The sequence below is a fragment of the Saliphagus sp. LR7 genome, from assembly GCF_003344565.1.
Lineage (GTDB): Archaea > Halobacteriota > Halobacteria > Halobacteriales > Natrialbaceae > Saliphagus > Saliphagus infecundisoli.
Genome location: NZ_QPND01000007.1, coordinates 20,694 through 47,210 on the forward strand (window position 1 = coordinate 20,694; position 26,517 = coordinate 47,210).

23 protein-coding genes and 1 pseudogene are annotated in these 26,517 nt (G+C 67.8%); 8 read left to right on the top strand and 16 right to left on the bottom strand.

The features are described from left to right. The first annotated feature begins 1 nt into the window (after position 1). The 3 genes from DVH23_RS11145 to DVH23_RS11155 are packed head-to-tail and all read left to right on the top strand — an operon-like array spanning position 2 to position 3,386. Entirely contained in the window at positions 2 to 1,543 is a 1,542-nt protein-coding gene (locus tag DVH23_RS11145; RefSeq protein ID WP_114577513.1) for an L-aspartate oxidase, read from the top strand. Then, positions 1,540 to 2,385, top strand: a complete 846-nt coding sequence (nadC, locus tag DVH23_RS11150) for a carboxylating nicotinate-nucleotide diphosphorylase (RefSeq protein ID WP_114577514.1) — start codon at positions 1,540 to 1,542, stop codon at positions 2,383 to 2,385. Before DVH23_RS11145 ends, nadC begins: the two co-directional genes overlap by 4 nt. Positions 2,386 to 2,414: 29 nt before the next feature. Further along, on the top strand, positions 2,415 to 3,386 hold the full coding sequence (locus tag DVH23_RS11155; protein ID WP_114577515.1) for a hypothetical protein: 972 nt from the start codon (positions 2,415 to 2,417) through the stop codon (positions 3,384 to 3,386). Here the strand turns inward: DVH23_RS11155 and DVH23_RS11160 are convergent. Together DVH23_RS11160 and DVH23_RS11165 are read right to left on the bottom strand one after the other, a co-directional pair. Next, entirely contained in the window at positions 3,380 to 5,044 is a 1,665-nt protein-coding gene (locus DVH23_RS11160; protein WP_114577516.1) for a gamma-glutamyltransferase family protein, read from the bottom strand. The genes DVH23_RS11155 and DVH23_RS11160 overlap by 7 nt on opposite strands. A 54-nt stretch (positions 5,045 to 5,098) precedes the next feature. Further along, positions 5,099 to 6,415 (bottom strand): hypothetical protein, encoded by a 1,317-nt coding sequence (locus DVH23_RS11165; protein ID WP_114577517.1) that lies wholly within the window; start codon positions 6,413 to 6,415, stop codon positions 5,099 to 5,101. A gap of 111 nt (positions 6,416 to 6,526) precedes the next feature. Here DVH23_RS11165 and DVH23_RS11170 point away from each other — a divergent pair, with 111 nt between their 5' ends. Then, positions 6,527 to 7,840 (top strand): helix-hairpin-helix domain-containing protein, encoded by a 1,314-nt coding sequence (locus DVH23_RS11170; protein WP_114577518.1) that lies wholly within the window; start codon positions 6,527 to 6,529, stop codon positions 7,838 to 7,840. On the opposite strand, the gene DVH23_RS11175 is transcribed toward DVH23_RS11170, so the two are convergent. Continuing rightward, positions 7,837 to 8,448 (bottom strand): uracil-DNA glycosylase family protein, encoded by a 612-nt coding sequence (locus DVH23_RS11175; protein ID WP_114577519.1) that lies wholly within the window; start codon positions 8,446 to 8,448, stop codon positions 7,837 to 7,839. The two genes, DVH23_RS11170 and DVH23_RS11175, sit on opposite strands and share 4 nt — an antisense overlap. 63 nt (positions 8,449 to 8,511) lie before the next feature. Then, on the bottom strand, positions 8,512 to 8,937 hold the full coding sequence (locus DVH23_RS11180) for a CopG family ribbon-helix-helix protein (protein WP_114577520.1): 426 nt from the start codon (positions 8,935 to 8,937) through the stop codon (positions 8,512 to 8,514). Between the two features lie 124 nt (positions 8,938 to 9,061). Here DVH23_RS11180 and DVH23_RS11185 point away from each other — a divergent pair, with 124 nt between their 5' ends. Continuing rightward, positions 9,062 to 9,358 (top strand): PadR family transcriptional regulator, encoded by a 297-nt coding sequence (locus tag DVH23_RS11185; RefSeq protein ID WP_114577521.1) that lies wholly within the window; start codon positions 9,062 to 9,064, stop codon positions 9,356 to 9,358. A gap of 54 nt (positions 9,359 to 9,412) precedes the next feature. After that, positions 9,413 to 9,907 (top strand): annotated as a pseudogene (locus DVH23_RS11190) (metal-dependent hydrolase). Here the strand turns inward: DVH23_RS11190 and DVH23_RS11195 are convergent. Then, entirely contained in the window at positions 9,904 to 10,743 is an 840-nt protein-coding gene (locus tag DVH23_RS11195; protein ID WP_114577522.1) for a COX15/CtaA family protein, read from the bottom strand. The pseudogene DVH23_RS11190 and the gene DVH23_RS11195 sit on opposite strands and share 4 nt — an antisense overlap. Before the next feature lie 97 nt (positions 10,744 to 10,840). On the opposite strand from DVH23_RS11195, the gene DVH23_RS11200 reads away from it, so the two are divergent. Then, positions 10,841 to 11,941: a Xaa-Pro peptidase family protein gene (locus DVH23_RS11200; protein ID WP_114577523.1), complete on the top strand. Its 1,101-nt coding sequence runs from the start codon at positions 10,841 to 10,843 to the stop codon at positions 11,939 to 11,941. Here the strand turns inward: DVH23_RS11200 and DVH23_RS11205 are convergent. The 10 genes from DVH23_RS11205 to DVH23_RS11250 all read right to left on the bottom strand — a co-directional run bounded on the left by DVH23_RS11205 (position 11,938) and on the right by DVH23_RS11250 (position 22,470). Beyond that, positions 11,938 to 12,444, bottom strand: coding sequence for a winged helix-turn-helix transcriptional regulator (locus DVH23_RS11205; protein WP_114577524.1), 507 nt, complete (start codon positions 12,442 to 12,444; stop codon positions 11,938 to 11,940). The two genes, DVH23_RS11200 and DVH23_RS11205, sit on opposite strands and share 4 nt — an antisense overlap. A 655-nt stretch (positions 12,445 to 13,099) precedes the next feature. After that, positions 13,100 to 14,377: a PQQ-binding-like beta-propeller repeat protein gene (locus DVH23_RS11210; protein ID WP_114577525.1), complete on the bottom strand. Its 1,278-nt coding sequence runs from the start codon at positions 14,375 to 14,377 to the stop codon at positions 13,100 to 13,102. Between the two features lie 103 nt (positions 14,378 to 14,480). After that, positions 14,481 to 15,224 (bottom strand): ABC transporter ATP-binding protein, encoded by a 744-nt coding sequence (locus DVH23_RS11215; protein ID WP_114577526.1) that lies wholly within the window; start codon positions 15,222 to 15,224, stop codon positions 14,481 to 14,483. Continuing rightward, a complete protein-coding gene (locus DVH23_RS11220; protein WP_114577527.1) occupies positions 15,221 to 15,979 on the bottom strand; it encodes an ABC transporter ATP-binding protein in 759 nt (252 codons plus the stop codon). The genes DVH23_RS11215 and DVH23_RS11220 overlap by 4 nt, the downstream gene beginning before the upstream one ends. Further along, positions 15,979 to 17,067: a branched-chain amino acid ABC transporter permease gene (locus DVH23_RS11225; RefSeq protein ID WP_114577528.1), complete on the bottom strand. Its 1,089-nt coding sequence runs from the start codon at positions 17,065 to 17,067 to the stop codon at positions 15,979 to 15,981. Before DVH23_RS11225 ends, DVH23_RS11220 begins: the two co-directional genes overlap by 1 nt. Beyond that, complete coding sequence (locus DVH23_RS11230) at positions 17,064 to 17,996, bottom strand: branched-chain amino acid ABC transporter permease (RefSeq protein WP_114577529.1); 933 nt, start codon at positions 17,994 to 17,996, stop codon at positions 17,064 to 17,066. The genes DVH23_RS11225 and DVH23_RS11230 overlap by 4 nt, the downstream gene beginning before the upstream one ends. Before the next feature lie 268 nt (positions 17,997 to 18,264). Continuing rightward, entirely contained in the window at positions 18,265 to 19,800 is a 1,536-nt protein-coding gene (locus DVH23_RS11235; protein WP_114577530.1) for a substrate-binding protein, read from the bottom strand. 153 nt (positions 19,801 to 19,953) lie between these two features. Beyond that, entirely contained in the window at positions 19,954 to 21,186 is a 1,233-nt protein-coding gene (locus DVH23_RS11240; protein WP_114577531.1) for a Tm-1-like ATP-binding domain-containing protein, read from the bottom strand. Then, complete coding sequence (locus tag DVH23_RS11245; RefSeq protein ID WP_114577532.1) at positions 21,186 to 22,019, bottom strand: phosphoenolpyruvate hydrolase family protein; 834 nt, start codon at positions 22,017 to 22,019, stop codon at positions 21,186 to 21,188. The genes DVH23_RS11240 and DVH23_RS11245 overlap by 1 nt, the downstream gene beginning before the upstream one ends. Positions 22,020 to 22,068: 49 nt before the next feature. Next, a complete protein-coding gene (locus DVH23_RS11250; RefSeq protein WP_114577694.1) occupies positions 22,069 to 22,470 on the bottom strand; it encodes a cupin domain-containing protein in 402 nt (133 codons plus the stop codon). Between the two features lie 189 nt (positions 22,471 to 22,659). On the opposite strand from DVH23_RS11250, the gene DVH23_RS11255 reads away from it, so the two are divergent. Continuing rightward, a complete protein-coding gene (locus DVH23_RS11255; RefSeq protein ID WP_114577533.1) occupies positions 22,660 to 23,424 on the top strand; it encodes an IclR family transcriptional regulator in 765 nt (254 codons plus the stop codon). A gap of 58 nt (positions 23,425 to 23,482) precedes the next feature. Here DVH23_RS11255 and DVH23_RS11260 read toward each other — a convergent pair whose 3' ends face one another. Beyond that, positions 23,483 to 26,455, bottom strand: a complete 2,973-nt coding sequence (locus DVH23_RS11260; RefSeq protein ID WP_232833754.1) for an FAD-binding and (Fe-S)-binding domain-containing protein — start codon at positions 26,453 to 26,455, stop codon at positions 23,483 to 23,485. Positions 26,456 to 26,517 lie beyond the last annotated feature (62 nt).

The following is a 26,517-nucleotide window of genomic DNA, read 5'->3' on the forward strand; positions in this document are numbered from 1 at the left end:
GATGGGCGGGAACGAACACGAACGGCGGGACGTGGTCGTCGTCGGAAGCGGGATCGCGGGCTGTGCGGCCGCGCTCGCGGCCGCCCGCGAGGGGAGCGAGGTTCTGGTGGTCACGAAAGCCGAACGGCCGGAGGGCGCGAGCACCGACTGGGCCCAGGGCGGGATCTCGACGACCCGTGGCGATCCGGACTCGCTCAAGCAGGATATTCTGGTCGCGAGCGATGGGACCGCCGACCCGGCGGCGGTCGACACGCTCGTCGAGAACGCCGATGATGCGGTCCACGAGGTCCTCGTCGAGATCCTGGGAATCGAGTTCGATTCCACTGGAACCGGGTTCGACTACGCCCGCGAGGCCGCCCACTCCGAGGAACGCATCCTCCACGTCGACGCCTCGACGGGAACCCACATCCTCCGGCCGTTTCTGAACCATCTCGACGGGATGGAGGGAGTGGAGATCCGCCAGGACACCGCGGTCCTCGAGCTCGTGACCCACGAGGGCCAGGTACAGGGTGTCCTCACCGACGAGGCGCCGACGGGTCATTCGATCTACGCGGGGGCGACGGTGCTCGCGACCGGCGGGATCGGCTCACTCTACCCCCGGTCGACCAACCCCGCGGGCGCGACAGGGGACGGAATCGCCATGGCCGCACTCGCCGGAGCGGACGTCGCGGACATGGAGTACGTCCAGTTTCACCCGACGGCCTATGATGGCGAAAACACGTTCTTGCTCTCGGAGGCGTTGCGCGGCGAGGGCGCACTGTTGCGAAACGCCGACGGCGATCGATTCATGCCCGCCTACCACGCGGACGCCGAACTCGCCCCCCGGGACGTCGTCGCCCGCGCGGTCGCCCGCGAGCGCGAGGAAACGGGGGAGGTCGTCCTCGACGTTTCGCCCGTGGAGTTCGCCGAGGAGTTCCCGGACCTCGAGACGAAGTGTCGCGAACGGGGGGTCGCGGGCGAGGAGATCCCGGTCGCGCCCTGCGAGCACTTCCTGTGTGGCGGAATCGCGGTCGACGACCACGGACGGGCGAGCCTCGACGGCCTCTACGCCGTCGGCGAGTGTTCCCGGACGGGCGTCCACGGTGCCAACCGGCTCGCGAGCACGAGCCTGCTCGAGGGCCTCGTGTGGGGGCTGCGGGCTGGTGAGGACGCGGCGAGCGAGGCGGGATCGGGCTCGAAGCGAAGCGACCCCGCCCTTGAGGCGCCGGAGCTCTTGGACCGGGATCCCGACCTTCCCGAGCGCTTCGCCGAGGAGAAAGCCCGCCGGCTGCGCCGGACGATGGACGACCACCTCGGGCTTGTGCGCGAGCCAGCGGAGATCCGCCGGGCGGCCGCCGTCCTGCGCAGGCTGAAAGGCGAGGTGGACGCCTACGTCCGTACGCGGACCGCCCGCGAGCTATACGAGCTCCGCCACGCCTGCGTCACGGCGCTGCTGGTCGCGCGGGCGGCCGGCGAGAACCCCGAGTCGCGGGGCTGTCACTACCTCGCTGGGGACGAACGGGGGGTCGAGAGCCCGGGCCAGGAGGCCGGGAACCGGCCGTGATCACCGACTCGGACGTCGAGAAGTGGTTGACCGAGGACGTCGGCCACCACGACGTCACGAACCAGATCCCCGGCGAGACGGTCGGAACGCTGTACGCCACGGAGCCGGCCACGGTGGCGGGCCTTGAGGCGGCGACTGCGGTCTTCGACTACCTCGACTGTGAGGTCGAGCGGACCGTCGGCCCCGGAGACCGGATCGAGGCGGGCGACCCGCTCCTCTCGGTCTCCGGACCGGCCCGCGAGATGCTTCGAGGCGAGCGGGTCGCGGTAAACCTCGTGGGCCACGCCTCGGGGATTGCGACGCGGACCGCGCGGGCCGTCGAAGCCGCCCGCGAGGAGAGCCGGGAGGTGCGGATCGCCGCGACCCGGAAAACGACGCCCGGTCTTCGGGGACTCGAAAAGCGAGCGGTCGTCGCCGGCGGGGGCGACACCCACCGGCTCGATCTCTCGCACATGGTGATGGTAAAGGACAACCACGTCGCCGAGATGGGTCTCGAGGGCGCCATCGACCGCTTCCGCGAGCGGGTCTCGTTCGTGACGAACGTCGAGGTCGAAGTCGAGACGGTCGCCGACGCGCCGCGTGCGGCGGCGGCCGGCGCCGATATCGTCTTGCTCGACAACATGGCGCCCGCGGAGGTCACGGAGGCGGTCTCCCGGCTGGCCGACTCCGCGGTCCTCGCGGAGGCCAGCGGCGGAATCACCGTCGAGGACGTGCCGGCGTACGCCGCAACAGGGGTCGACGTGATCTCGATGGGGAGTCTCACCCACTCGGCGCCGTCGACCGACCTCTCGTTTTCGACCGGCGAGGACGGGCATGCAGGCGACTGTCCGCACAACCGTTAATATCCCGTTCGCTGTAGATCCGGGGTACCATGTCACAGGACGACCCCGACCCGAACACGGACCGGAACGCCTCGAGGAGCGATCCCGCTCCCGGCGACTCCGTTCGATCCGAGGAGGACTTCGCCTACGACAGCTGGCCGATCGCCGACCATGGCGAGACGACGACCGGCTCCGGCCACTACCTCGGCACCTTCGGCGCCGCTGGCGGTACGGGTGCCGGCGGGACGGGCGTGTTGGTCTACGACGAGGAACGCGAAACCGTCTTCGAGGCCGATGTCGACGAGGAAGAGCGCCGTCTCATCCCCCGCGAGGACACCGAACGCGACGTCGACGACTCGGGGGGCCTCGGCGGGGTCATCGAGGACCTCGGCGACAGCCTGGGTCTGGACTCGCTTTCGGAGTTCGCCGAGGAACGCCTCCAGGACGACGACCGCGAGGGGGGCGCCCGCGAGATCTCGACGGGGCCGGGCGAGACCGTCGTCGATCCCGAGACCGCGACCTTTACTCAAAGCAACGTCAGCGCCGAGGCCGACCACGACCTCGAGTTCTCGGGGGCCTACACCTACCGCAAGGCGGCAGGCGACGCCGAGGGCGACCGGGACGACCAGGTGTTCGACGTCGAGCGGGACTTCGTCGTGAGCTTCGACCTCCGGGACCCACCGGAGGAGGCCGCTGTCGAGGTCGAAGAACGGGTCCTGCGGGCCCGGACGCCCGAGGAGGACCGACGGGGCGGGGACGCCGAGCCGATCCAGACCGGGCGGACGAGCTTTACGATCGAGTTCGACGCCGCGAGCGATCGCCACGCCGAGAGCGTCGTCGAGGAACGCTGCCGAGAGTGGCATGACGAGCACCCCGAACCGATCGACGACGGTACCACCGCGGGCGTCGGCGCCGGAACCGATGTCAGCACTGACACGGGACGAGGAACCGGTACAGGAACCGATACCGGAACCGACGTGGGGACCGACGCCGACGTCGATCCCGACTCCCGCCGTCAGTAACCGACAGCCGACCCGTCCTTGCGGGGTTCGGTCGCGCCCGCGAGCCCGTCGGGCCAACCGACGAACTGGGCACCGCCGAACATCACCGGGGGAAGCACGCGGACGTCGTGGCCCTTCCGAGCGAGCTTCGTCGCCCCCGGAAGCCGTTCTTCGATTCCCAACGTACCGTCCTCGCGGTAGCGCCACCGGGGCGCGTCGAGGGCTTCCTGGGGGGTCATCCCGTAGTCGACGAGGTTCGAGACGACCTGGACGTGGCCCTGGGGCTGCATGTAGCCGCCCATCACGCCGAAGGCGGCCCACCCCTGCTCGGGGAACTCCCCGATCGCGGGAATCAGGGTGTGGAACGGCCGCTTTCCTGGCTCTAAGCTGTTGGGGTGGTCCGGATCCAGCGAGAAGGAGGCGCCGCGGTTCTGGAGGGCGATCCCGGTGTCGCCCGCGACCAGGCCGCTGCCGAAGCCCGCAAAGCGGGAGTTGATGTACGAGACGAGGTTTCCCTCCTCGTCGGCGACCGTCAGGAGCACGGTGTCGCTATCCTCCGCGTTCGAACCCGGGACGCCGACGGCGGGATCCTGGATCGGCGAGGGACCGATCTCGCCCGCCCGCTCGTGGGCGTACGATTTCGACCCGAGCGGCGGGATCTGTTCGTACGCGGGATCCGTAATGTAGCGGTGGCCGTCGACGAAGGCGAGCTTCGTCGCCTCGGCGAAGGCGTGGACCCGCTCGGGGGAGTCGTAGTCGTGCTCGCCCGCACCGATCTCCTCGGCGATGTTCAAGGCTTCGAGTGCGATCAGTCCCTGGTTGTTCGGCGGCAGCTCGTAGATCTCGCTGCCGTTGTACGTCGTGCTGACGGGATCGACAAACTCGGGTTCGAAGGAGGCGAGGTCGTCGTGCCTCATGAACCCGCCCTTTCCCCGAATCTCCGAGACGATCTCGTCGGCGATCTCTCCCTCGTAGACGGCGTCTGCGCCCTCCCGGGCGATCGTGGCGAGCGAGTCACCGAGTTCGGGGAGTCGGACCCGCTGACCGACGTCGGGTGCCTCGTCGTCGAAGAGGTAGGCCGCGCGTGCGTGGTCGTCGGTGAACAGGCGGTCGGCGCCCGCCCAGTGGGAGGCGATCACCTCCGAGACCGGATACCCCTCGGTCGCGTAGTGGATCGCGGGCTCGAGGACATCCGGAAGGGTGAGCCGCCCCAGCTCGGAGACGGTCGCCTCCCAGCCGCGGGCGCTGCCGGGCACCGTCACGGTGTGGGGGCCGAGAAACGGCATCTTGATTCCCTCGTCGCTTTCGCCTTCGTCGGTCGCGTAGCCCCGGGAGGCGGGGTAGTAGGAGGATCGAATCTCCGGATCGGCCTCCTCGAGGGCGTTCCTGACTGCGTCGATGGTGGCGTCCTCGGGCGCACCGCCACAGGAGCGCATCGCGCCGACGTCGCCGTCGGCGGTCCGGTAGAGCGCGAAGACGTCGCCGCCGAGGCCCGTCGATGTGGGCTCGACGACGTTTAGCGCCGCGGCGGTCGCGACCGCGGCGTCGAAGGCGTTGCCGCCATCCCGGAGCGTCGAGAGGCCCGCCTGGGCTGCCAGCGGCTGGCTCGTTGCGACCATCCCGCGGTCGGCGCGGACGGTCGAGCGCCTCGAGTCGAAGCGGTCGAGATTGGGGTCCATGCGCCCCGGTTCGGAGAGGGTCGTCTAAAGGGCGGGCCTTCCGGCAGGAGACGATCACCCGCCCTCGGTCCCGTCGTCGCGTGTGCGTTCGATCGCGAGGACGAGTTCGGTGTCGAGGTTCTCGGTCCCGTCGGGATCACGGGACTTGTTTCCGTCGCCTTTGTCGCCGAACCCGATATCGAGGACGACCGACGACTCGTAGGTTCCAGCCTCCAGGTTCGACGTCTCCGCGTGGATCTCGAAGGTCCGGGTAATCGATTCCTCGGGCTCGAACTCCGAGACGAGAGCGACGTTCGTGAACGTCTCGAGGTCTTTCCCGTCGGTTTGGACGTGATCGGTCTCCTCGTAGGCATCGCTCCAGAGGGTGATCGCGTCCCCGTTGTCGGATTCGGCCCGAAGAACCCCGAAGGGCGCGGGAGCGCCGGAGGTGACCAGGATCGCCTCCTCGGCGGTGTTGGTGAGCGTGGCCTCGAGAGCGGCCGGTGACTCTGGTTCGACGTGTGGATCGACCAGTTCGATCTCAAGCGCAGCAAACTCACCACCGTCCTCGACGGGGCCGTTCTCGAGCGCGACGGTGTATCCAGCATTGCCCCCGTTTCCCGCCTCCTCTGGGTCGTCCGTTCCGTCGCTTCCGGGATCGCCGTCCCCGATCGCGAGGACGAGTTCGCTCTCGAGGCTCTCGCGGTCCTCGGAGTCGTCCCGAGGTCCGATCCCGACGGTGATCGACGTCCCGTAGGATCCCGGCTCGAGACCGGGAGTATCCTCGTGGATCTCGAAGGCTCGGGTGATCGACTCCCCGGCGCCGATTTCCTCGCCGACCCCGATGTCCTCGACATCCTCGACGCGTTTCCCGTCCGTCCCGACGTATTCGCTCTCCTCGTAGGCATCGTTCCAGAGCGTGATCGACTCGCCGCCGTCCTCGGACTCGGCCCAGAGAACTCCAAAGGGCCAGGGTGCACCCGAAGAGACTGCAAGCGTCCCCTCGGTCTCGTTCGTGAGCGTCGCCTTGAGCGCCGCCGGCGAGCCGGGTTCGACGTGGGGATCGACGAGTTCGACCCGGAGGGTGGCGAACTCGCCGACGGTCTCGACGGGGTCGTCCTCGAGCGCGACGGCGTAGCCGCTCCCGTCGGCGTCCCCGTCCGGGTCGTCGCCCTCCGTCCCGTCGCTGTCGTTTCCCTCGGGTGAGTCCTCGCTCTCCCTGGTCCGGGTTCCATCGGTTCGGTCGCCCGGATCGCCCGTTCGGTTCCCGTCGCTCCCGTTTCCATCGTCGTCCGCGGGGTCGCGCCCGGCCCCCGGACCGTTACCCAGACAGCCGGCGACCGTCGGGCCCAGTCCGCTCCCGACCGCCGCCACGAACGTTCGACGCTTCATATCCGTATATCGGTCGGCGATCACAAAGGTATTCGCGAGACTGAAAGAGCGATTTTACCCACCCGAGGACGCAACGTTGACGGGGACCTGGACCGTCGGTGAACACGGACGATGAACGACGGCTCCCGGCTCCCCGGCGTCGGCGGCGAGGGCGAGGAGGAAGAGCGGATCGTCCTCCACGTCGACGCCGACTGCTTCTATGCGGCCTGCGAGCGCCTCCGGGAGCCGGAACTCGAAGGCGAGCCCCTCGTCGTCGGAATGGGCTACGAGGAGGGAGAGACCATCGGTGCGGTCGCGACCGCGAGCTACGAGGCTCGTGAACACGGCGTCGAGAGCGCCCAGGCGATCTCGACCGCCCTGGAGCGGCTCTCGCGGCGCGACGAGACGGACGCCGACGCGGGCGAAGGGGCTGATGCGGGCGAGGGAAGCGAGGACGAGATCTCGGGCTACTACCGCCCCGTGGACATGGAACACTACGAGGAGGTCGCGGGCGAGGTCCGGGAGATCCTCCACGACTGTGCCGACGTCGTCCGGGAGGTAAGCGTCGACGAGGCCTACCTCGACGTCACCGACCGGACCGGCTGGGAGGTCGCCGAGGGCTTCGCCCGCCACGTCAAGGAGCGGGTCAGGCGGGACGTCGGCGTCACGGTCAGTGTCGGCGCGGCCCCCTCGATGAGCGCGGCGAAGATCGCCAGCGACTACGACAAACCCGACGGGCTCACGGTCATTCCCCCCGGCGCAGTCGAGGAGTTCCTCGCGCCGCTCGAGGTCGACCTCCTCCACGGCGTCGGCCCCGTCACCGCCCGCGAACTCCGCGAGCGGGGGATCGAGACTGCGGGCGACATCGCGAGGGCCGATCCCGACTCCCTGGTCTCGGCCTTCGGCGAGCGCGGCCGGGAACTCTACGACCGTGCCCGCGGCGAGGACGACCGCCCGGTCGAGCCTCGAGGACGACCAAAGAGCCTCTCGCGGGAGTCGGCCTTTGCCGAGGCGGTCGTCGAGGCCGCACCCAAACGCGAGCGGATCCGGACGCTCGCGGCGGCGGTCGCCGACCGCGCCAGCAGGAAGGACGCTCTGTATCGAACGATCGGCGTGAAGGCGGTGACGCCGCCGTACGACGTCCACACCCGCGAGACATCTCTGCCGGGGCCGGTGGACGATCCGCCGCTCGTCGAGCGCACCGCGCTCTCGCTGTTCTCAGAGTTCGAGGACGACCCCGTCCGGAAGGTTGGCGTCAGAGTCGCGAACCTCGAGTTCGCCGGGGGCGACCAGACGAGCCTCGAGGGGTTCGCCGGCGAAGATCCGACGGAGATCGAGACCGGGGACGGCGGGCAGCCACCGGCGGCCGACGACGCTTCGGGCGCGGATTCGACCGCACGCCGGCGACGGCGGGAGGGTCAGACCTCCTTCGGCGACTTCGATTAGCCGACGAGCGTCGCGACGCCTTTCGTCTGGCGGTAGTCCGAAGCCAGTATGGCGGCGATCGCTCCCCGGATCGCCTCGGCGTCGTCGTCGGTCCACTCGGTCGGCTCGCGGATCGGAACCACGAGAAAGCCCCGGCCCCGGAGGTCGGTCGCGTGGAGGGCGACCATATCGAGCTCCCGGCCGAACCGGTGGCGCTGGGTCGTGTACTCCCGGAGGACGTGATCGGTCGCGCGCTCTCCCACGGGAAGCAGGATGTGGGCGTTGATCGCGCGCAACTCCGCGTCGAAGTACCGTTCCAGATCGGCGTACGCCCGCTCGGTCGGCTCCCCCTTCGCGACGCACATATGGAGGTAGCTACAGAAGGCGTTCTCGAGGACCGGCTTCTCGGGAGGTCCGCTCGCGAAGCCGGTCTCGAAGAGGAGGGTGCTGATTGCTCGCCCGGCCTCGGTCTCTGTGAAAGGGATTCCGCTCGTCTCCCCGCCGTGGGGTCCGGGGTGGTCGCCGATCAGGTGGAAGTCGGCGTTGGCGTCGCCGTAGCCGAAGACCGCCTCCTCGCAGGGCGGGCGCATTCCGAAGGGGTTGCTCGTCCGGTCGGTGACGTTCTCCACACCCCGGGTAGGCCAGGGGGGAGAATAACGGCCTCGATTTCCGTTCTCGATCCCGGTCCGGGATCACGGACTGTCCTCGCTCGCCTCGCCCTTGAGTCCGCCGTCGCCCCGCAGGAGGACTACCGATACGCGGCCGACGGCGTCGAAGTCCTTCAGCCGGTAGACGAGTTTCCGGATTCGGTCGGCCGCCCCCTCACAGAAGACGGTCTCGAGACACCACTCGCCGTGGTGGACGTGGGAGGTGGTGTCGATCTCGGCCTGGAACTCGTGTTGGACGTCGTGGAGGTCCTCGATGATCCGGTCGTGGGCGTAGTCGAAGATCAGCGCCGCGACGACGGTGCCACTGGCCTGCTCTAAGCGGTGGTGGGACTCGACGTACTCCTGGATCGCCTCCCGAAGCGCCCGCGAGCGCGAGTCGAGCCCCTCGGCCTGCCAGGTGTGGTCGAACTCCGCGAGCATTTCCTCGGGGACGTTCAGGCTCGTGCGCATGCGCCCGCTTCGAGGGCGAGCGGGAAAGCTCTCGCGCCCGCTCGGCCCCTCGCGGTAGCGGTTGCCTGTGGACGGTAGGACGATCATAACCACGGCCGACCCCGGGATAGGTTCCTGCAGGGAGATGGACGACCTGACCGCGTTCCAGCGCGACCTGCTCTACGTCATCGCCGGCGCCGACCGCCCCTCAGGGCAGTCGGTCCGCGAACGGATCCAGGGCTACTACGACACCGAGATCAATCACGGCCGGCTCTACCCGAACCTCGACACCTTGGTCGAGGTCGGCCTGGTCGAGAAGGGGGAACTCGACCGACGGACGAACTACTACGCGATCACCGCCGAGGGCGAGGCGGCGATCCGGGAGCGCCGGGGCTGGGAGTCGATCTACGTCGAGGAACCGCTTTCGCCCGCGGCTCCATAGACCACATACGGCCGCGAGGGGATTTATCACGCGGGCGTCCGTCCAGCTCGGTAGATGTATCGCGCCGGCCACTACGGCGCCGCACTGCTGGTCTACGCGCCCCTCAGCGCCGCCGTCGCCCTTGCGGGCTACGAGGCGCTCGCGGTCGTCGGGGGGGGGGGGGGCGGTCGCCGTCGCCCTCTCGACGACCCCCGACTACGACCACCGCGTCCCGCTGATCGCCCACCGGGGGCCGACCCACACTCTCCTCTTCGCGCTCGTCGTCGGCGCCGTCCTCGCCGCGGTCGCCGCCGTGGCCGCCACCGAGGAGGCCCCAGTCGAGGCCCCGATCCTTGCGACGTTCGCCTTCACGGTCGGGACGCTCTCGATCGGCTCGCACCTCCTCGCGGACTGGCTGACGCCGATGGGGATCCACCCTTCTGGCCGATCTCGAGCCGGCGGTACTCGCTTTCGGTGACGACCGCCGCGAACCCGGTCTCGAACTCCCTGTTGCTCGCGGCCGGGGTCGGAACGGCGTTTCTCGCAGCCGCGGGCATTTCGACCGTCTAATCGCGCCGGGCGAGGGCGACGCCCGCGGCGAGGGTCGCGAACAGCGCCACGCTGGCGAACAGGTAGAGGGCGTCGAGGGCGGGCGCGAACGTCATCACGGCACGGCGCCCGAGCACCAGAACGGCGACCGCGAGGGCGGGCGCGGCGAGGACGACCGCCCGCGCGGGCCGACCGTCGTACCGGCGGCGGCCGACGATTGCGCCCACGATCACCGCGGTCAGCAGGGCGAGGACGGCGGCGTACTGGGCGGTCTGGATCACGGCGGTGTACGAGCCGATGAACAGCGGGCTCAGGGCGACGTGGACGGGCACGGCCGCGGCGCCGATTGCCATCGCGGCGGTAACGTGGCCCGCCGACAGCGAGGGCGCCCAGACGAGGACGACCGCCACGGCGAACAGCGCGAAGATGGCGACGGCGGTCCAGAAGTGAAGCGAGAGGATCGTCATCTCGTAGGTCAACACGGTTTCGCGACCGAGGAGGACCTGGACCGGGGTCAAGAGGAGTCCGAGGGTGACCGCGTAGCGCACCCGCGGGTCAGCGACCGCGCCCCACCAGGCGGCGAGGGCGGTGCCGACGATGAAGAAGCCGGCGACCATCGCGACGACGCGGTGGATCCACTCGAAGAAACTCGGGAAGTTCGCCGGGAACAGGTTCAGCAGGCCGCCGTCACACAGCGGCCAGTTCGCCTGGCAGGCCAGCCCGGAGCCGGTGGCCTTCGCCGCGACGCCCAACAGGATCGTCGCGGTCACGAGGACGACCGTCGCGGCGAGCAGGTGCGGGAAGCCGGCCCGGGCGAGCGGGCCGGGGAGACCGGAGGTGCGGCTGTCGTACGACACGGATAGGAGGAGGTTGGGATCGGCCCTACTTAGGCTGCCCGTCTCCCCGGCGAGGGCCGTCCGTCGGATTCAAGGCCGCGCCCGACGACGCCCGTCCATGGAGAAAGTAGACCGCCTCGAGGCCGTCCTCGACGGCGAGGATCTCTCTTCGATCTGGTTCGCTCGCCCGAACGCCTTCGCCTGGCTGACCGGCGGCTCGAACGTCGTCGATCGCGAAACGGACGCCGGGGTCGCGGCCGTCGGCTACGACGGCGACCTCCGGGTGCTCACGGACACCATCGAGGCCGACCGGATCGCCGCCGAGGAGCTGCCGGACCTGCCCGACGACACGCCCGTCGAGACGTTCCCCTGGTACGCCTCCTCTCTGCCCGAGGCAATCGCCGAGCGGGTCGAGGGACCCGCGGCCGCAGACGTCGCGGTTCCAGATGCCGAGGTCGAACACGTCGATCCCGTCGACCTCCGCCAGCCCCTGACCGAGACCGACGTCGAACGCTACCGCGCCCTCGGCCGGGACACCGCGGCGGCCGTCGAGTCGGTCGCCCATGGGCTCGCGCCCGACGACACCGAACACGAGGCGGCGACGTCGCTGCGGGCCGCCCTCGGCGCCCGCGGCATCGAGTCGCCGGTCGCCCTCGTCGGCGGCGCAGACCGGGCGACCCGGTATCGCCACTACACGCCCACGGAGAGCGAACTCGGCGACTACGCCCTCCTCTCGGTGACCGCCCAGCGCGAAGGACTCCACGCGAGCTGTACCCGAACGGTGGCGTTCGATCCCCCTTCCTGGCTCGATGACCGCCACACGATCGCCGCGAGGATCGAGACGACGGCGCTGGCGGCGACCCGCGAGATCGCCGGCTCCGGCACCGCGGGCGACGTCTTCGAGGCGATTCAGGACGCCTACGCGACGCTGGGCTACGAGGGCGAGTGGGAGCTCCACCACCAGGGCGGCGCCGCCGGCTTCGCCGGCCGGGAGTGGATCGCGACGCCGGACCACCCCGCAGACGTCCACGCGCCGATGGCCTACGCCTGGAACCCGACGGTCCAGGGGGCCAAAAGCGAGGGGACCGTCCTCGTCGGCGACGGCTTCGAGGCGCTGACTCCCGCCGGCGAGGAGTGGCCGACGAAGGCGGTGGATGCGGTCGGCGAGGTCGTCGGTAGCGAGGTCGAACTCGAGCGGCCGGCGATCCTGGAACGCTAGCGCCCGCCCGCGGGGAACTCCTCGTCGTCGCTCCCCCCGTGGCCGTCGCGCTCGTCGTCGCTCCCCGAGGCGTCCTCGACGTCGATCGTCACCGGATCGACGGCGGGTTCGTCGGAGGCTCCGAAGAGGGCATCCAGGCCCTCCTGGAACTCCCCGAGGAGCCGGCCGGCGAGCTCCGTCGGCTGGATCGCGGTGTAGCCATACCGGCCCTTCTCACCCTCGAGCTCCCGGCGGTCGAGAACGCCCTCCTCTCGAAGATCCGCGATCGTCCGCCGGACCGTCTCCGGGTAGAGCCCGGTTCCGCGTGCGACTTCCTCGCTCGTGGCCCCCGGATCGCGGAGCACGTGGACGTAGACCTTTCCGCGGGTCTCGGTGTCGAGCAGCCGCCCGAGCAGGTCGGTCAGCCGGCGGTCGAACTCGCCCTCCGAGGCTTCGGGCTCGTCGACGATCCGGACCTCGACGTCCTCCCCGTCGTCGGGATCCCGGTCGGCATCGGGTGTCATCGGTGGCCATCGGCCGGCCGCGCGGATAAATCTTGCTCGCCGCTCGTCCCGTTCGGATCCCGGGCCGGGACCGACGGGGCGTCCCGGTCCCCCGATCGCCACCACGAGGAAAAAACATAAGCAAGTAGTTGTTTTCTCACACTTGATTCGGAGAGTGAGTACGGGAAACGACGTGGTGACGGCCGGATCGAACCCGATCCGTTCGTCGCCGACCACCGTTCGCGGACGATTGATCCGGCGGCGGAGAGAGCGAAATCGGAAGGATCGTCTTCGTCGTTCCGGACGCGGTTTCCTCAAAAACGGCTCTAACTATGGAAAACGCCATTTATATAGAGGTCATCCGTCGTAGGATCGGCTACGTTCGGTGCGGCCGACGTTCGTCGGATCACCTCTCTAAGCGTCCCGGATCCCGCATGCTACGGGCTGCCAGTCACGCCCGTCTCCGTCGATCGCCCGCAAAACGGCCGAAACAATCGAAAACCATATTTATCTGTGATTATGTCATATATTCGGATGGGGATTGAACGGCGAGACGGCGCCGGAGACCCGACTCGCCTCCCGCTCGCCGCCCGGATGCGCGTCCCCGATTTCGGGCGGCAACGCCGGCCGACGGTCGGCCGAACCGATCCGATCGGGCCTGGTCCACGCGGGGAGACTATTCCACGGCGTACATCCGGCCGTCGGTCCCGCCGAAGTAGAGCGTTCCGTCCGCGAGTGCGGGACTGGAGCCGACGCCGCGTCCGCCGACCTCGAGGAACCACTCCTCGGTCCCGTCGGTCGAGATCGCGTAGACGCCGAGATCGTCGCGTTCGGTCTGGCCGTGCGTGCCGACGTAGAGCCGGTCGTCGGTCACGGCGGGACTGCTGCCTACCTCGAGGGCGGCCGTCTCGAAGCTCCACCGTTCGGCGCCGGTCTCCCTGTCGAACTTGAACACCTCGCCGTGATGCGTGAGGGGGTCGTCCAGGGTGTTGTACGGCGTGTGGCCGACGTAAACCGCTTCCTCGTCGACGGCGACCGATCCCGAGACGTAGTTCCCGACCGTATCGGCAGTCCACTCGGAGTCGCCCGAGGCGGCATCGACGGCGTGGACCAGTCCGTTCCAGTCGGCGAAGAACACGGTCCCGAACGCGAGCGCCGGACTCGACCAGATCATGTCCTCGGCGTCGTAGGTCCACTCGACGCCCCCCGATCCGATCTCTAAGGCGTACAGCGTCGCGTCCGAGGCGCCGACGTAGACCGTCCCGTTGTCGACCGCCGGCGTACTCACCACCTCGTCGCCGACGTCGTGTCTCCAGACCGTCTCGCCGGACGCCACGTCGAGAGCGTACACCCACCCGTTCTCGGGAACATCGGCGTCCTCGGCGTACCAGCTACAGGCCAGGTTGTAACAGCCGACCCCCAGGATGACGGTGCCCTCCCGGACCGTCGGGCTTCCGCGGATCAACCCGCCGAGGTCGCGGCTCCAGCGTTCCTCGCCCGTCGCGGCATCGAGGGCGTAGAGGTGTCTGTCGTAGGAACCGATATAGACGGTGCCCTCGTCGTACGCCGGCGCGCCCTCGATGCGATGTTCGGTGTCGAAGGTCCACCGTGTCTCTCCCGATTCCGCATCGAGCGCGTAGACCGACTGGTCCGTACTGCCGACGTAGACGGTGTCCTCCGCAACGATGGGACTCCCCCAGAACGGTCCGTCGGCCTCGACGCGCCACGCGACCGAGGGTTCGGAACCGGGGCCCTCGACGCCCTTCGCGTAGCCCGTGTTGTAGCGACCTCCTCGGAACGACGGCCACTCCGACACCGGGTCGGCGACGGGATGGGTGCCCTCGTCCGACTGGCCGGCGGATCGGCCGGCAGAAGGGGCGGTACATCCCGCTCCGACTGCGAGCGCCGACGTCGAGATAGCCGCGAGGAACCCCCTCCGGTTCGTCCTCGTCATACGACCGCCCTTCGGCGTGTCGGGTAATAACGCTGTGGTCGACCAGCCCCTCTACGGGTGCCGGGTCCGCTTGTCTCCCGATCCGACGCGATCGGGTCTCGACTCAGACGACGAGATACTGATCGAGGTCCTCGTTCTCGAGTTCCTCGACGGTTCCCCGGTAGACGATCTCTCCCTGGTCCAGGACGTATCCCCGATCCGCGAGCGCCAGGGCCTCCCGAACGTTCTGTTCGATCAGCAACACGGTCAGTCCCCGGTCTGCGATCTCTCCGATCGCCTCCGAGACCGACCGGATGATCTGTGGGGCCAACCCCTCGGTCGGTTCGTCCAACAGGAGCAGTTGGAGGTCGGGAAGCCGCAGGGTGCGAGCGATCGAGAGCATCTGCTGTTCGCCTCCGGAGAGGGTGCCCGACTGCTGGGTCTTCCGTTCCTCCAGGCGCGGGAACAGGTCGTAGAGTTCGTCGATCCCCATGGTTGCGTTGCCCTCTCCCGGCGCCCGGCGGCGGATCCGGTTCCACTTCCCGCGAGTGATCTCCGACATCCGGAGGTTCTCCTCGACCGTCAACTCGGCGAACAGCCGACGGCCCTCGGGGACGACGCCGACGCCCGCCATCACGACGTCCTCGGCCGGCCAGTCGGTGACGTCGTCGCCGTCGAACCGGATCGTCCCCGAGCGCACTTCGGGGGGTTCCGCACCGACGATGCTCCGGACCGTCGTCGTCTTGCCCGCGCCGTTTCGCCCGAGAAGCGAGACGACCTCCCCCTCGGCGATCTCCATGGAGACTCCCCGGAGGATGTGACTCGCGCCGTAGTAGGAGTGGACGTCCTCGAGTTCGAGGAGGCTCATACCTCCTCACCCCCGAGATACGCTTCCCGAACCGCCGGGTCGTCCCTGATCTCCTCGGGAGCGCCCCTCGCGATGACCCGGCCCTCGTGGAGGGTGAAGATCCGGTCGGAGACGTCGAAGACCACGTCCATGTCGTGTTCGACGAGGAAGATCGTCATCCCCCACTCCTCGATCAGGTCGTCGATCAGGGAGACGGTCATCCGCGTCTCGCCGGGGGACATGCCCGCCGTCGGCTCGTCCATGAACATCAGGTCGGGATCGGTCGCCAGCCCGATCGCGACCTCGAGGCGGCGCTTGTCACCGTAGGGCAGCGACTCCGCGTCGTTTCCGGCCACGTCCTCGAGTTCGATCGTCTCGAGGATCTCGTCGGTGCGATCGCGGACCGCGTCGTACGAATCCCGGCGCCGAAGGAAGTTGACGCTGAACGAGTCGTGTTCGGTCGCAAAGGACGCGACCTCGACGTTCTCCCTGACCGTCAGCTCGGGGAATATCGATGCCGTCTGGAACGAGCGCCCGATGCCCAGTTGCGTAATCTCGTAGGGACTCAGGTCCACGACGTCGGTTCCGTCGTAACGGATCTCGCCGGCCGTCGGCTCCAGCAGCCCGGTGATCACGTTGATAAGCGTAGATTTCCCGGAGCCGTTCGGCCCGATGAGCGAGACGAGTTCGCCCCGTTCGACCCCGATGGTCACGCCGTCCAGTGCTCTGAGCCCGCCGAACTCCTTCGTGAGATCCCGAGTTTCCAGTAGTGCCATCACCGATCACCTCCCGATCGAAGCCGCGATCCGAGGTTCGTCAGCATTCCCCACAGTCCGTCGGGATACCGCCAGACGACCGCGGTGAACGCGACGGCGAGCATCAGGAGCCAGTAGCCCCCGATCCGGTCCCAGCCGTTGACGACGCCCTCGAAGTACAGAAAGACGATCACGCCAAGCACGGGACCGACGATCGTTCCCAGCCCGCCCAGGACGGTCATCATGACTACGTCACCGCTCGTCGTCCAGTGCAGGCGCTCGACGCCGGTGAAGAACGTCTCCATCGGGAGGAGCCCGCCCGCGATCCCCGCAATGAACCCCGAGAGGACGAACGCGGCGAACTTGTAGCGCCAGACGTCGAGCCCGACGAACGCCGCCCGGGTATCGTTCTCCCTGATCGCCTTGAAGATCAGTCCATAGGGTGACTTCCGGATTCGCGTGATGAAGACGACGACGCCGACGAAGAAGACGGCGAGGAACACGTACATGTAGTCGATCCAGAGCGTCCCGAAGAGGCCCGGGAGCGGCTCGCTCAGGTCTATCGTCCCCAGAAGCTCCCCGCGATCGACTCCCAGTCCGTTTATCCCCCCGGTCAGGTCCTCGAGGGGTTCCCTGGCGACGTAGTACAGCATCTGGGCGATCGCCAGCGTCACGATCGCGAAGTAGACGGTGTGGAGTCGCAGGAGGACGAACGGGGTGACCACAGCCAACAGGAGCGCGAACGCCACTCCGGCGACGAGCGCCAGGAGCGGGTCCCCGGAGACCTCGTTGGCGAACAGCGCGCTCGCGTACGCCGCGCCCCCGAAGAACATGGCGTGGCCGAACGAGAGCAGCCCGACCTGGCCCAGGAGCAGGTTGAACCCCAGGGCGAAGATCCCCCAGATGAGGATGACTCTGACGAGGCTGTCGTAGCCGAGGGCCGAACCCGGAACGAACGGCGCACTCGTAAAGAGCCAGGGAAACGTCGCGACGAACGCGATCGTCGCGAGGAGGACGAACCGTTCGGTGTGTTTGATCCGGTCCCAGGTGTCCCAGCTGACCATCGACGAATCCCCGTCGGAGACCTCTTCGGAGGTTTCCGTGCTCATTGGCCGATCTCCCCCGTCGGATAGATCCCGCTCGGCCGAATTGTCAGAACGACGATCGCGAGCGCGTAGATGCTCGCCGTCGCCATGCTCGGCCAGACCTGGGTCACCCCCGCGAAGACGAACCCCGCGAGCAACGCCCCGATCGTCGTCCCCTTGATGCTTCCGACGCCACCCATGATGACGATGACGAGCGCCGGAATGATGTTGCTAAAGCCCATTCCGGCGTTGACGCCGAACAGCGACCCCCCGAGGATCCCCGCCAGACCCGCGTACGCGGCGCCGACTGCGAAGATCAACAGGAACGGCCGGCCGATCCTGATCCCGAGCAGCTCGGTCATCTCCGTGTCCTCGGTTCCCGCCCTGACCGCCAGCCCGTAGTCGGTGTACTTGTAGAAGGCGACGAGTACCCCCAGGAAGAGAAAGGCCAGGACGAACACGTAGATCCGCCACCGCGAGACCGACCCGACGCCCGGAACGAGAATCGGCCCCGACGCCCAGTCGGGTCGCGCGTAGGTGAACCCGGTGCGTCCGAACAGGAGGTTGAACCCCTCCTGGAAGATCAGCAGGACCCCGAACGTCACCAGTAGCTGATCGAGTAGGTCGCGATCGTACAGCGGGTTCGCCAGCAGGCGTTCCATGGCGACGCCGAGGACGAAGACGACGACCGGCGTGGCGACGAGGGCGGCCAGAAACCCGAGTTCGAGACCCAGCGGCGACAACCCGTAGCTCCCGACGAGACCGCCGAACGTGATCTCGAACCCGATCAACAGCCCGACGTAGGCACCCATGAGGTACAGTGCCCCGTGTGCCATATTGACGAACTGGAGCGAGCCGAAGACGATCGACAACCCCAGTGCTACCAGGAGGTAGACCGACGCGACGCTCAGGGCGACGAACAGGAACTGGATCGACGACTCGAGGAGGCTCATCCGAGCCGCCACCTCGTGTGGCTCGATAACATGTCCTGTAGGGCTTTCCATTTGCTAATGAATCTTACGCATCCCGGGCAGATCACGAACCCGGCATCGGGGACCGGATCGGCGCGTCGCACCGCTGTACGGTCGCTTCTCCTCCTGACGGACGACCCTGAAGCGGACGGGTACGTACGTGGCGCTCGAGATCGGTCGCTACCGGGCCGCGTGATCCCGGCCGACCCATCTTCTCTCGGGCGCTTGCGCGTGGCGTTCCGGGAGATGGTTACTCGTCGCCGTACTCGTTGTCACCCATGCTACATTCGCTCGCCGGGTACGACTCGCAGTCGTAGACCAGGGGCTCGGTCGTCTGGATGACCTCGGTTCTGATCCCGAGTTCCTCGGCCGTCGAGTCGTCCACCCCCTGGACGAGGTGCCACGGGCGTTCGACCTGGTGGTCGCACTCGCGGAACTGCGAGGGACCCCACGCCTGCTCCCAGGAGAACTCCTCTAAGGTTCGGACGACGGTCGGCGGGTGGAAGGTGCCGGCCTCCTCGACGGCGGCGGCGTAGACCAGCATCGACTCGTAGGTGTGCAGGGAGCTCTGATTCGGCATCTCGTCGTACTCCTCCTGGTAGGCCTCGACGAACGTCGCCGAAGCCTCGTTGTCGTAGTTGGGGTTCCAGGGCTCCATCCCGTAGACGCCCTCGGCGTCCGACCCCATCGGATCGAGCGTGAACGCGCTGACGTGGGGGATGAACACGTCCACGTCCTCGGTGACCCCCGCGTCGACCATCTGGGAGAGCCCGCTCGCCGCGAACTCGCCGAAGCTGGCGAAGTGGACGACGTCGGCGTCCGAGTCCTGGAGGTCCTGGATCTGCGTCTGGTGGTCGCTTTCGCCCTCCGCGATGGCCGACTCGCCGACGTCCTCCCAGGGCCCGTCCTCGGTGAGATGGGTTCGCACCGCGTCGCGGTTGGACTGGCCGTAGGAGTAGTCCATGAAGATATGGAACAGCTGTCGGTCCTCCCCGAGTTCCTCCGGGAGGAGGTTTCCGGCGGCCATCCCGATGATCTCGGCGTGGAACGTCGGATGGAAGTAGTACCGCGAGCAGTTCTCGCCGCTGATCCCCGCGGACGTCGAGTTTCCGCCCATGAACGGAACTTTCTCGCGCTGGGCGACGTCCTGCATCGCCATCGTGACCGTACTCGACATCCCGCCCGTCCAGAACTGGATCCCGTCCTGCTGGATCATCCCGTTTATGTTCTGGTTCGCGGTGTCCGGGTCACCCGCAGTATCCGCCTTCGTGGGTTCGATCTGGTACTCGAGAACCCCCTCGCCGCTCAGCGCGTCCCAGCTATCGACCAGCCCGCCGCCCTCGTTCAGGTGCTGGACCGCGAGGTCGAATCCCAGCTCCTGGTCCTGACCGTCGGGGCCCAACGCGCCCGAGAGCGGCCCGTTGAACCCGATGGCCACCGTGTCTCCCTCCGGCGGGAAGTTGCCGATCGCCTCGTAGTCCCCTCCGTTGCCGCCGCTTTCGTTTCCGTTCCCGTTACCGTTACCGCTGTCGTTGCCGTTCCCATTTCCGTTTCCGTTCCCGTTGCCGTTTCCACTCGCATTCCCGTTACCGTTGCCGTTCCCGCCATTCCCATTACCGTTACCGTTGCCGCCGTTACCGTTTCCACCGTTTCCGTTACCGTTCCCGTTTCCATTACCGTTGTCGTCGCCGAGACAGCCCGCAAACCCGGCGGCCAACCCGCCGGTGGCGATCGCTTTCAAATAACTACGCCTGAATCCGTCCGGTAGCTCTGATCTATCAGTCATGGTTGATTGGGCAACTCGTGAATACGTGGGACGATACACAAGTTAAAACATTTGGCTATACATCTGACTTATCATTTCAATAATGTCCGGTCGTCGCAGTCATCGGACGGCACGGGCGCGGGCGATGACTCGCCCTCGAGAGCCGGACGCGGTTCAGGACTCTCCCTGCACGAGTTCGTGGAGGCGTTCGGCGATCGTTCGGGCGAACGCCTCGTCGTTGATTGCGTGGTCCGTCTCGATCACCTCGACGTGGTCGTCTACGTTCTCGCGCAGGGCATCGAACAGCGCCGCGTCGGCCTTGGGGTCGTGGAATTCCTCTCCCTCGACGTCGAGCATGGAGACGCCGCCGAGCGGCAGTGCCAGCACCGTCGGTCCCCGGGCCGCGTCGAGCTTCTCGGCGATGATCCGGCCGAGTTCGGCGTTCTCCTCGGCCGTCGTCCGCATCAGCGTCACCTGCGGGTTGTGGACGTGAAAGCGTCGCCCCTCGAACTCCTCCGGGACGGAATCGCGCGGGCCGAAGTTGACCATGTCGAGGGCGCCCACCGAGACCACCTGCGGGATGCCCGCCTCGGCGGCCGCATCGAGGCGATCCGGCCCCGCGGCGAGGACGCCCCCGACGTGCTGGTCGGCCCACTCCGTCGTCGTCACGTCGAGGACGGCATCGATCACCCCCTCCTCGATCAGGTCCTCCATCGCCCGTCCCCCGGTCCCCGTCGCGTGAAACACGATCGTCTCGTACCCCCGATCCTCGAGCCACGCGCGTGCCGTCTGGACGCAGGGGGTCGTGACGCCGAACATCGTGATCCCGATAGTGGGTTTGTCGGGGACCTCCACGTCCGGCTCGTTCGTGACCATCCCGGCCACGGCGAGGGCGGCGTTCGAGATCACCGTCCGGGAGAGCTGGTTGAGCCCCTCGATATCGGCAACCGAGTACGTCATCGTGACGTCGCGGGTCCCGACGTACGGTTCGATATCGCCGGAGGCGACGGTCGAGACCATCAGCTTCGGGACGCCGACGGGCAGGGCGCGCATCGCGGTCGTCGCGACCGAGGTGTTTCCGGAGCCGCCCAGACCGAAGATTCCGTCGAGGACGCCCTCCTCGTGGAGGCGCGTCGCAACGCTCGCGGCGCCCTCGCCCATCGCTTCCATTGCGTCGCCCCGATCGCCCGCCTCCCGGAGCGCCTCCAGCGTCGTTCCCCCTGCCTCGGCCACCGCCGTCGCCGACGTGTCGGGGTCGATCTCCGGCTCGCCTAGGACGCCGACATCGACGAGGTGGACGGCGACGCCCTGGGATTCGAGGACGTCCCGGGCGAACCCGATCTCCTCGCCTTTCGTGTCGAGGGTCCCGATTATGACGACGGTCGGCTCCTCGTTGGAAGGGGCCATCAGAACTCGATCTCCTTGAACTCCCGTGCCTGCTCGCGGATCGCCTCCTCCGTGGGGAGGCGTTCGATGCTCGAGGCGCCGAAGAAGCCGACGACGCCCTCCGTGTGCTCAAGGACGTAGGCGGCGTCGTCGGGCCAGGCGATCGGGCCGCCGTGACAGATCACCATGACGTCCTCGTTTGCCTCCGTGGCCGCGTCGTGGTGGGCCTGGACGCGTTCCGTGGCCGTCTCCAGATCGAGGGCGGTCTCGGCGCCGATGTCCCCCGAAGTCGTCAGCCCCATGTGGGAGACGACGACGTCGGCGCCGGCCTCGGCCATCGCGCGGGCCTGTGCCTCGTCGAAGACGTAGGGGCAGGTCAACATCCCTTGGTCGCTGGCCTCCCGGATCATCTCGATCTCGCGGTCGTAGCCCATCCCGGTCTCCTCTAAGTTCTGCCGGAAACTGCTGTCCTCGTCGATCAGCCCCACCGTCGGGAAGTTCTGGACGCCCGAGAAGCCCCGCCGGCGGAGGTCCTCGATGAAGACGTCCATCTCCCGGAACGGGTCGGTCCCGTTGACGCCCGCGAGCACCGGCGTGTCCTCGACGACGGGGATCACCTCGTTTCCCATCTCGACGACGATCTCGTTCGCGTCGCCGTAGGGAAGGAGTCCCGCGAGCGACCCGCGGCCGTTCATCCGATAGCGCCCGGAGTTGTAGATGATGAGCAGATCGACGCCGCCCTGCTCGGCGAACTTCGCGGAGATCCCGGTTCCCGCACCGGCGCCGACGATCGGCTCGCCGCTCTCGACGACGGACTCCAGTCGATCGAGGGATTCGTCCCGTGTGAACTTCATGGACGACTCGGACATCGTCGCTCCAGCTAATCAATATTGGGGTGGCCGGCTACTGCTCCTCGGGCGGAACCACGGTACACTCCGCGAGGTGACGGAGTTCGGCCTCGGGGCCCGGCGGCCCGTACATCGCCAGGAAGCGGAGCGGCTCCCAGGAGGTGTTCATCGTGCTGTGTTCGACGCCCGCGGGGATGTACAGCATCTCCCCCGCGGTGATCTCCCGCTCCTCGTCGGCGATCGTCTGGACGCCCCCGCCGCTGAGGACGTAGAGGACCTCCTCGCTGTCGGGATGGGTGTGGCGCTCGTGGCCCTTGCCTGGCTCGAGGACGACGACCCCCGCACTGAACGTCTCCGCGCCCGTCGTCTCCGGCGTGCTCAGCCACTTGATCGTCCCCCAGTCGAGCTCGAGCGTCTCGATCGCCTCCGGCCGTACGAACCGTTGCTGGTCGCCCATGACGTCCGAGGTGTCAGCGGTATCGTTCATAAATGTTTGGGAGGTGTTCCCATCGTCCTCCGGCGGGGACGACCGCAGGACGACCGACCAGCGATGGGGCCGTGGCAGAGGGGCGGACGGACTCCTCAACGATCCGGGCGTTCTCCATCGATGAATACCTTGATGATCGATCGACACGTTGGTCCCCGTATGAACGACGGCGCACGCCACCCGGTCAAGGCCCTCGAAACCACCATGGAGATCGTCGAGACGCTCACCGAACTCCGCTCGGCACCCCTCCGTGAGATCGCCGCCGGGTTGGAGATGAACAAGAGCACGGTCCACAACCACCTCAGTACCCTCCGCGAACACGAGTACGTGGTCAAGGAAGGGGAGTCCTACAGGTTGAGCCTCAGATTTCTCACCGTCGGCGGGATCCTCCGAAACGAGATCGACCTCTACGAGGCCGCAAAGCCGAAGGTCGACGACCTGGCCGACGAGACGGGCGAACTCGTCACGCTCGCGACCCACGAGCGGGGGCTGGGCGTCGTCCTCTATCGCGCCAAGGGCGGCAACTCGGTGGAACTCAACACCCACATCGGGACGCAGTTGCCCCTCCACAACTCCGCGCTCGGGAAGGCGATCCTCGGCCACCTCCCCGACGAACGGATCGAGGCGATCATCGACCACCGCGGGCTCCCGCCCGGAACCCCGAATACGATCACCGACGAGGGGCGGATGCACGAGGAACTCGAGCGGATCGCCGAACAGGGGTGGGCCTACGACGACGAGGAACGGTGGCGGGGACTCCGGTGTGTGGCCGCCCCGATCCGGACCGAGGACGGCGCCGTCGAGGGCGCGGTGAGCCTCTCGACCCCCAAAAGTCGGCTGGCGAACGACGACGCCAGAGCGGAGTACGTAGACGCCGTCAAGAACACCGCGAACCTCGTCGAGTTGAGCATCACCTACTCGTAGGTCCTCCTCGAATCACGGGCCCGGTTCGGCCCACGCCGGACACGAGGCGAGAGGCGACCTACCGGATGACGACCCGGTCGAGCATCTCGATCGGGTGTGGCGGAATTTCTCCAGAGCCGTCGCCGATCTGGCTCCGACACGAGCCCCCGGGGGCGACGACCTGCTCGCCGTCGCTCGCCCGAATCTTCTCGAACAGCAGTTCGCCGATCGCTTTCGAGAGGTCGTAGTGTTCGGCCTCGTAGCCGAAGGAACCGGCCATTCCACAGCAGCCCGAATCCAGCGGATCGACTGCGTAGCCCGCTCGGCGGAGCACGCCGACCGCGTGGTGGTCCTTCCCCGCGGCGTGTTGGTGGCAGTGGCCGTGATAGGTAAGGGAGGTCGTCTGGTCGGTCGTCTCGAGGCCCTCGACCAGCCGGTGGACGTCGAGGTACTCACAGACGCCGTACGAGTGGGCGGCGACGATATCGACGGCCGAATCGTCGACGAGATCCGCGTACTCGTCCTGGAAGAGGACCGCGTCGCTCGGCTCGACCGAGACGACCTCCCACCCCTCATCGATGTACTCGGTGAACACGTCCACGTTGGTATGTGCGCGCTCTTTAGCGATGTCGAGCAGGCCCACGGAGTAGGCGGCGCGCCCGCTCGCGACGACCTCCGACGGCACGCGGACGTGGACGCCCGCCGCCTCGAGGACCCGAATCGCCGCCTTTCCCGGCTTCGGATAGTTGTAGTTCGTGTAGGTGTCGGGAAAGAGGAGCACCTTGCGGTCGGCCTCCTCGGCGGAAATTGTTGGCTCCCTCCGGTCGGCCCACTCCCGAAGCGATTCGTCGGCAAAGCGCGGGAGCGACCGGTCGGCCGCGATGTCGAACACCGACTCGAGCACCCGCCGCGACCCCGGTATCGCCGTCGCCCGGTTCGACAGCGGGGCCGTCAGCGATCCGAGCCACGAGAGCCGGTCGATCCGGCCGAAGAGCTTCGTGCGCAGGCTCGAACCCTCCCGCTCGTGGTACTGGTGTTTGACCTCCGTCTTCAGCTTCGCCATGTCCACGCCGGTCGGACAGTCCGACTTGCAGCCCTTGCAGCCGACACAGAGGTCGAGGACCTCCGTCTGGAACCGTTCGGTGTAGAGCTCGTCCTCGGAGAGGTCGCCGCTGATCGCCGCGCGGAGCATGTTCGCACGCCCCCGGGTCGTCGTCATCTCGTCGCCGGTCGCCCGGTAGGTCGGACACATCACGTCCGTCTCGGTCTGGCGACAGGTCCCACAGCCGTTACAGAGTTCGACGAGGTGGGCAAACCCCCCTTCGTCCGAGAAGTCGAGTTCCGTCTGGGACTCCAGCGAGGAATACCCCTCCCCGTACCGGAGGTGCTCGCGCATGTCCGTCGGCTCGGCGTCCCGGTAGACGACCTTCCCCGGGTTCATCCGCCAGTCGGGGTCGAACGCGGTCTTGAGCTCCCGGAACGCCTCCCAGAGCGTCTCGCCGTACATCTTCGGGTTGAACTCCGTCCGGGCCAGCCCGTCGCCGTGTTCGCCCGAGAACGCGCCGTGGTGTTCGACGACGAGGTCGGTCACGTCGTCGGCGATCGATCGCATCGTCTGGATTCCCTCGCCCTCCTTCAGCGAGAGGATCGGACGGATGTGGAGCGTGCCTGATCCTGCGTGAGCGAAGTAGGCCGCCGAGGTGTCGTGGGCCGCGAGGATCTCCTCGAATCGCCGGGTGTAGTCGGCGAGCTCTTCGGGAGGGACCGTCGCGTCCTCGATGAACGGATACGGCTTGGGGTCGCCCTCGAGGCTCATCAACAGGGGAATCGCCGCCTTCCGGAGCTTCCAGAGATCTGCCTGTGCGTCGTCGGTGTACGCCTCGATGGCGTCGAACGCCGTGCCGGATTCGAGAAAGCGCTCGTTCGTCCGCGAAATCGCCGCCTCGAAGTCGGCGACCAGTTCGGAGTCGAACTCGACCATCAGGGCGGCGGCGGTCCCCTCGGGTATCGGCTCCTCGTAGGTCGCGTACTGCTCGGAGTCGCGGGCGAGGCGAAACACCTCGTCGTCCATCAACTCGACCGCGCTCACGTCGTACTCGAGGGCCACGGGAACCGCCTCGAGGGCGTCGATCAGGTCCTCGAAGCAGTAGAGCGCGAGCGCGGTCTCGGCGGGCTTGGTGACCAGGGAGAGTTCGGCCTCGACGACGATGCCGAGCGTCGATTCGGCGCCGACGAACAGTTTCGAGAGGTTGATCGCCCGCTCGCCGTCCTCGTTCCGATAGATGACCTTCTGGAGGTTGTACCCCGAGACGTTCCGTTTGAGGTCGGGATACCGGCTCTCGATCTCCGTTTCGTTGTCCTCGACGAGGCGTCGAACCGTCCGGTAGAGTTCCGCCTCGCGTGAATCGCCCTCGACGATCCGATCCCACTCCGGGCTATCGAGGACGACCTCGCGAGTTTCGATCCGACTGCCGTCGGCGAGGACCACATCCAACCGTTCGGTGTACTCGTCGGTGATCCCGTATCGTACCGAGTGGGCGCCCGTCGAGTTGTTGCCGATCCCGCCGCCGACGGTCGCCCGGTTCGAGGAGGCGGGATCGGGAGCGAACTTCAACCCGTGTGGAGCCAGCCGGGCATCCAGATCGTCCTGGACGACCCCCGGCTGGACGACGGCGCGACGGTCCTCCGGCCGGATCTCGACGACGCCGTCCATGTGCGTCGAGAGGTCGAGGACGACACAGCCCGGGCCGACCGCCTGGCCGCCGAGCGAGGAGCCGGCGCCGCGGGCGATGATCGGGACGTCGTGGTCGGCGGCGATCCGGACGGCCGACTGGACGTCGGCGACGTCCCTCGGCTCGACCGCGCCCGCCGGGCGTGCCCGGTAGATGCTTCCGTCGGTGGCGTACAGGACCCGGGCGTACTCGTCGAACCGAACGGCGCCATCGACCGCGGCCCGCAGGTCCGCCGCGAGTGCAGCGTACTCCGCGGCGTCGTCTCCCAGCGGTCCCTCCTGCCGTGTCTCCCGCGAGTTCGCCGGTGTCTCGTAGGCCATTTGTCCTTCCTTCATCTCAAACCGGGATATAGTTTGTGAGTCAATGCCTGACGGTAGCCGTC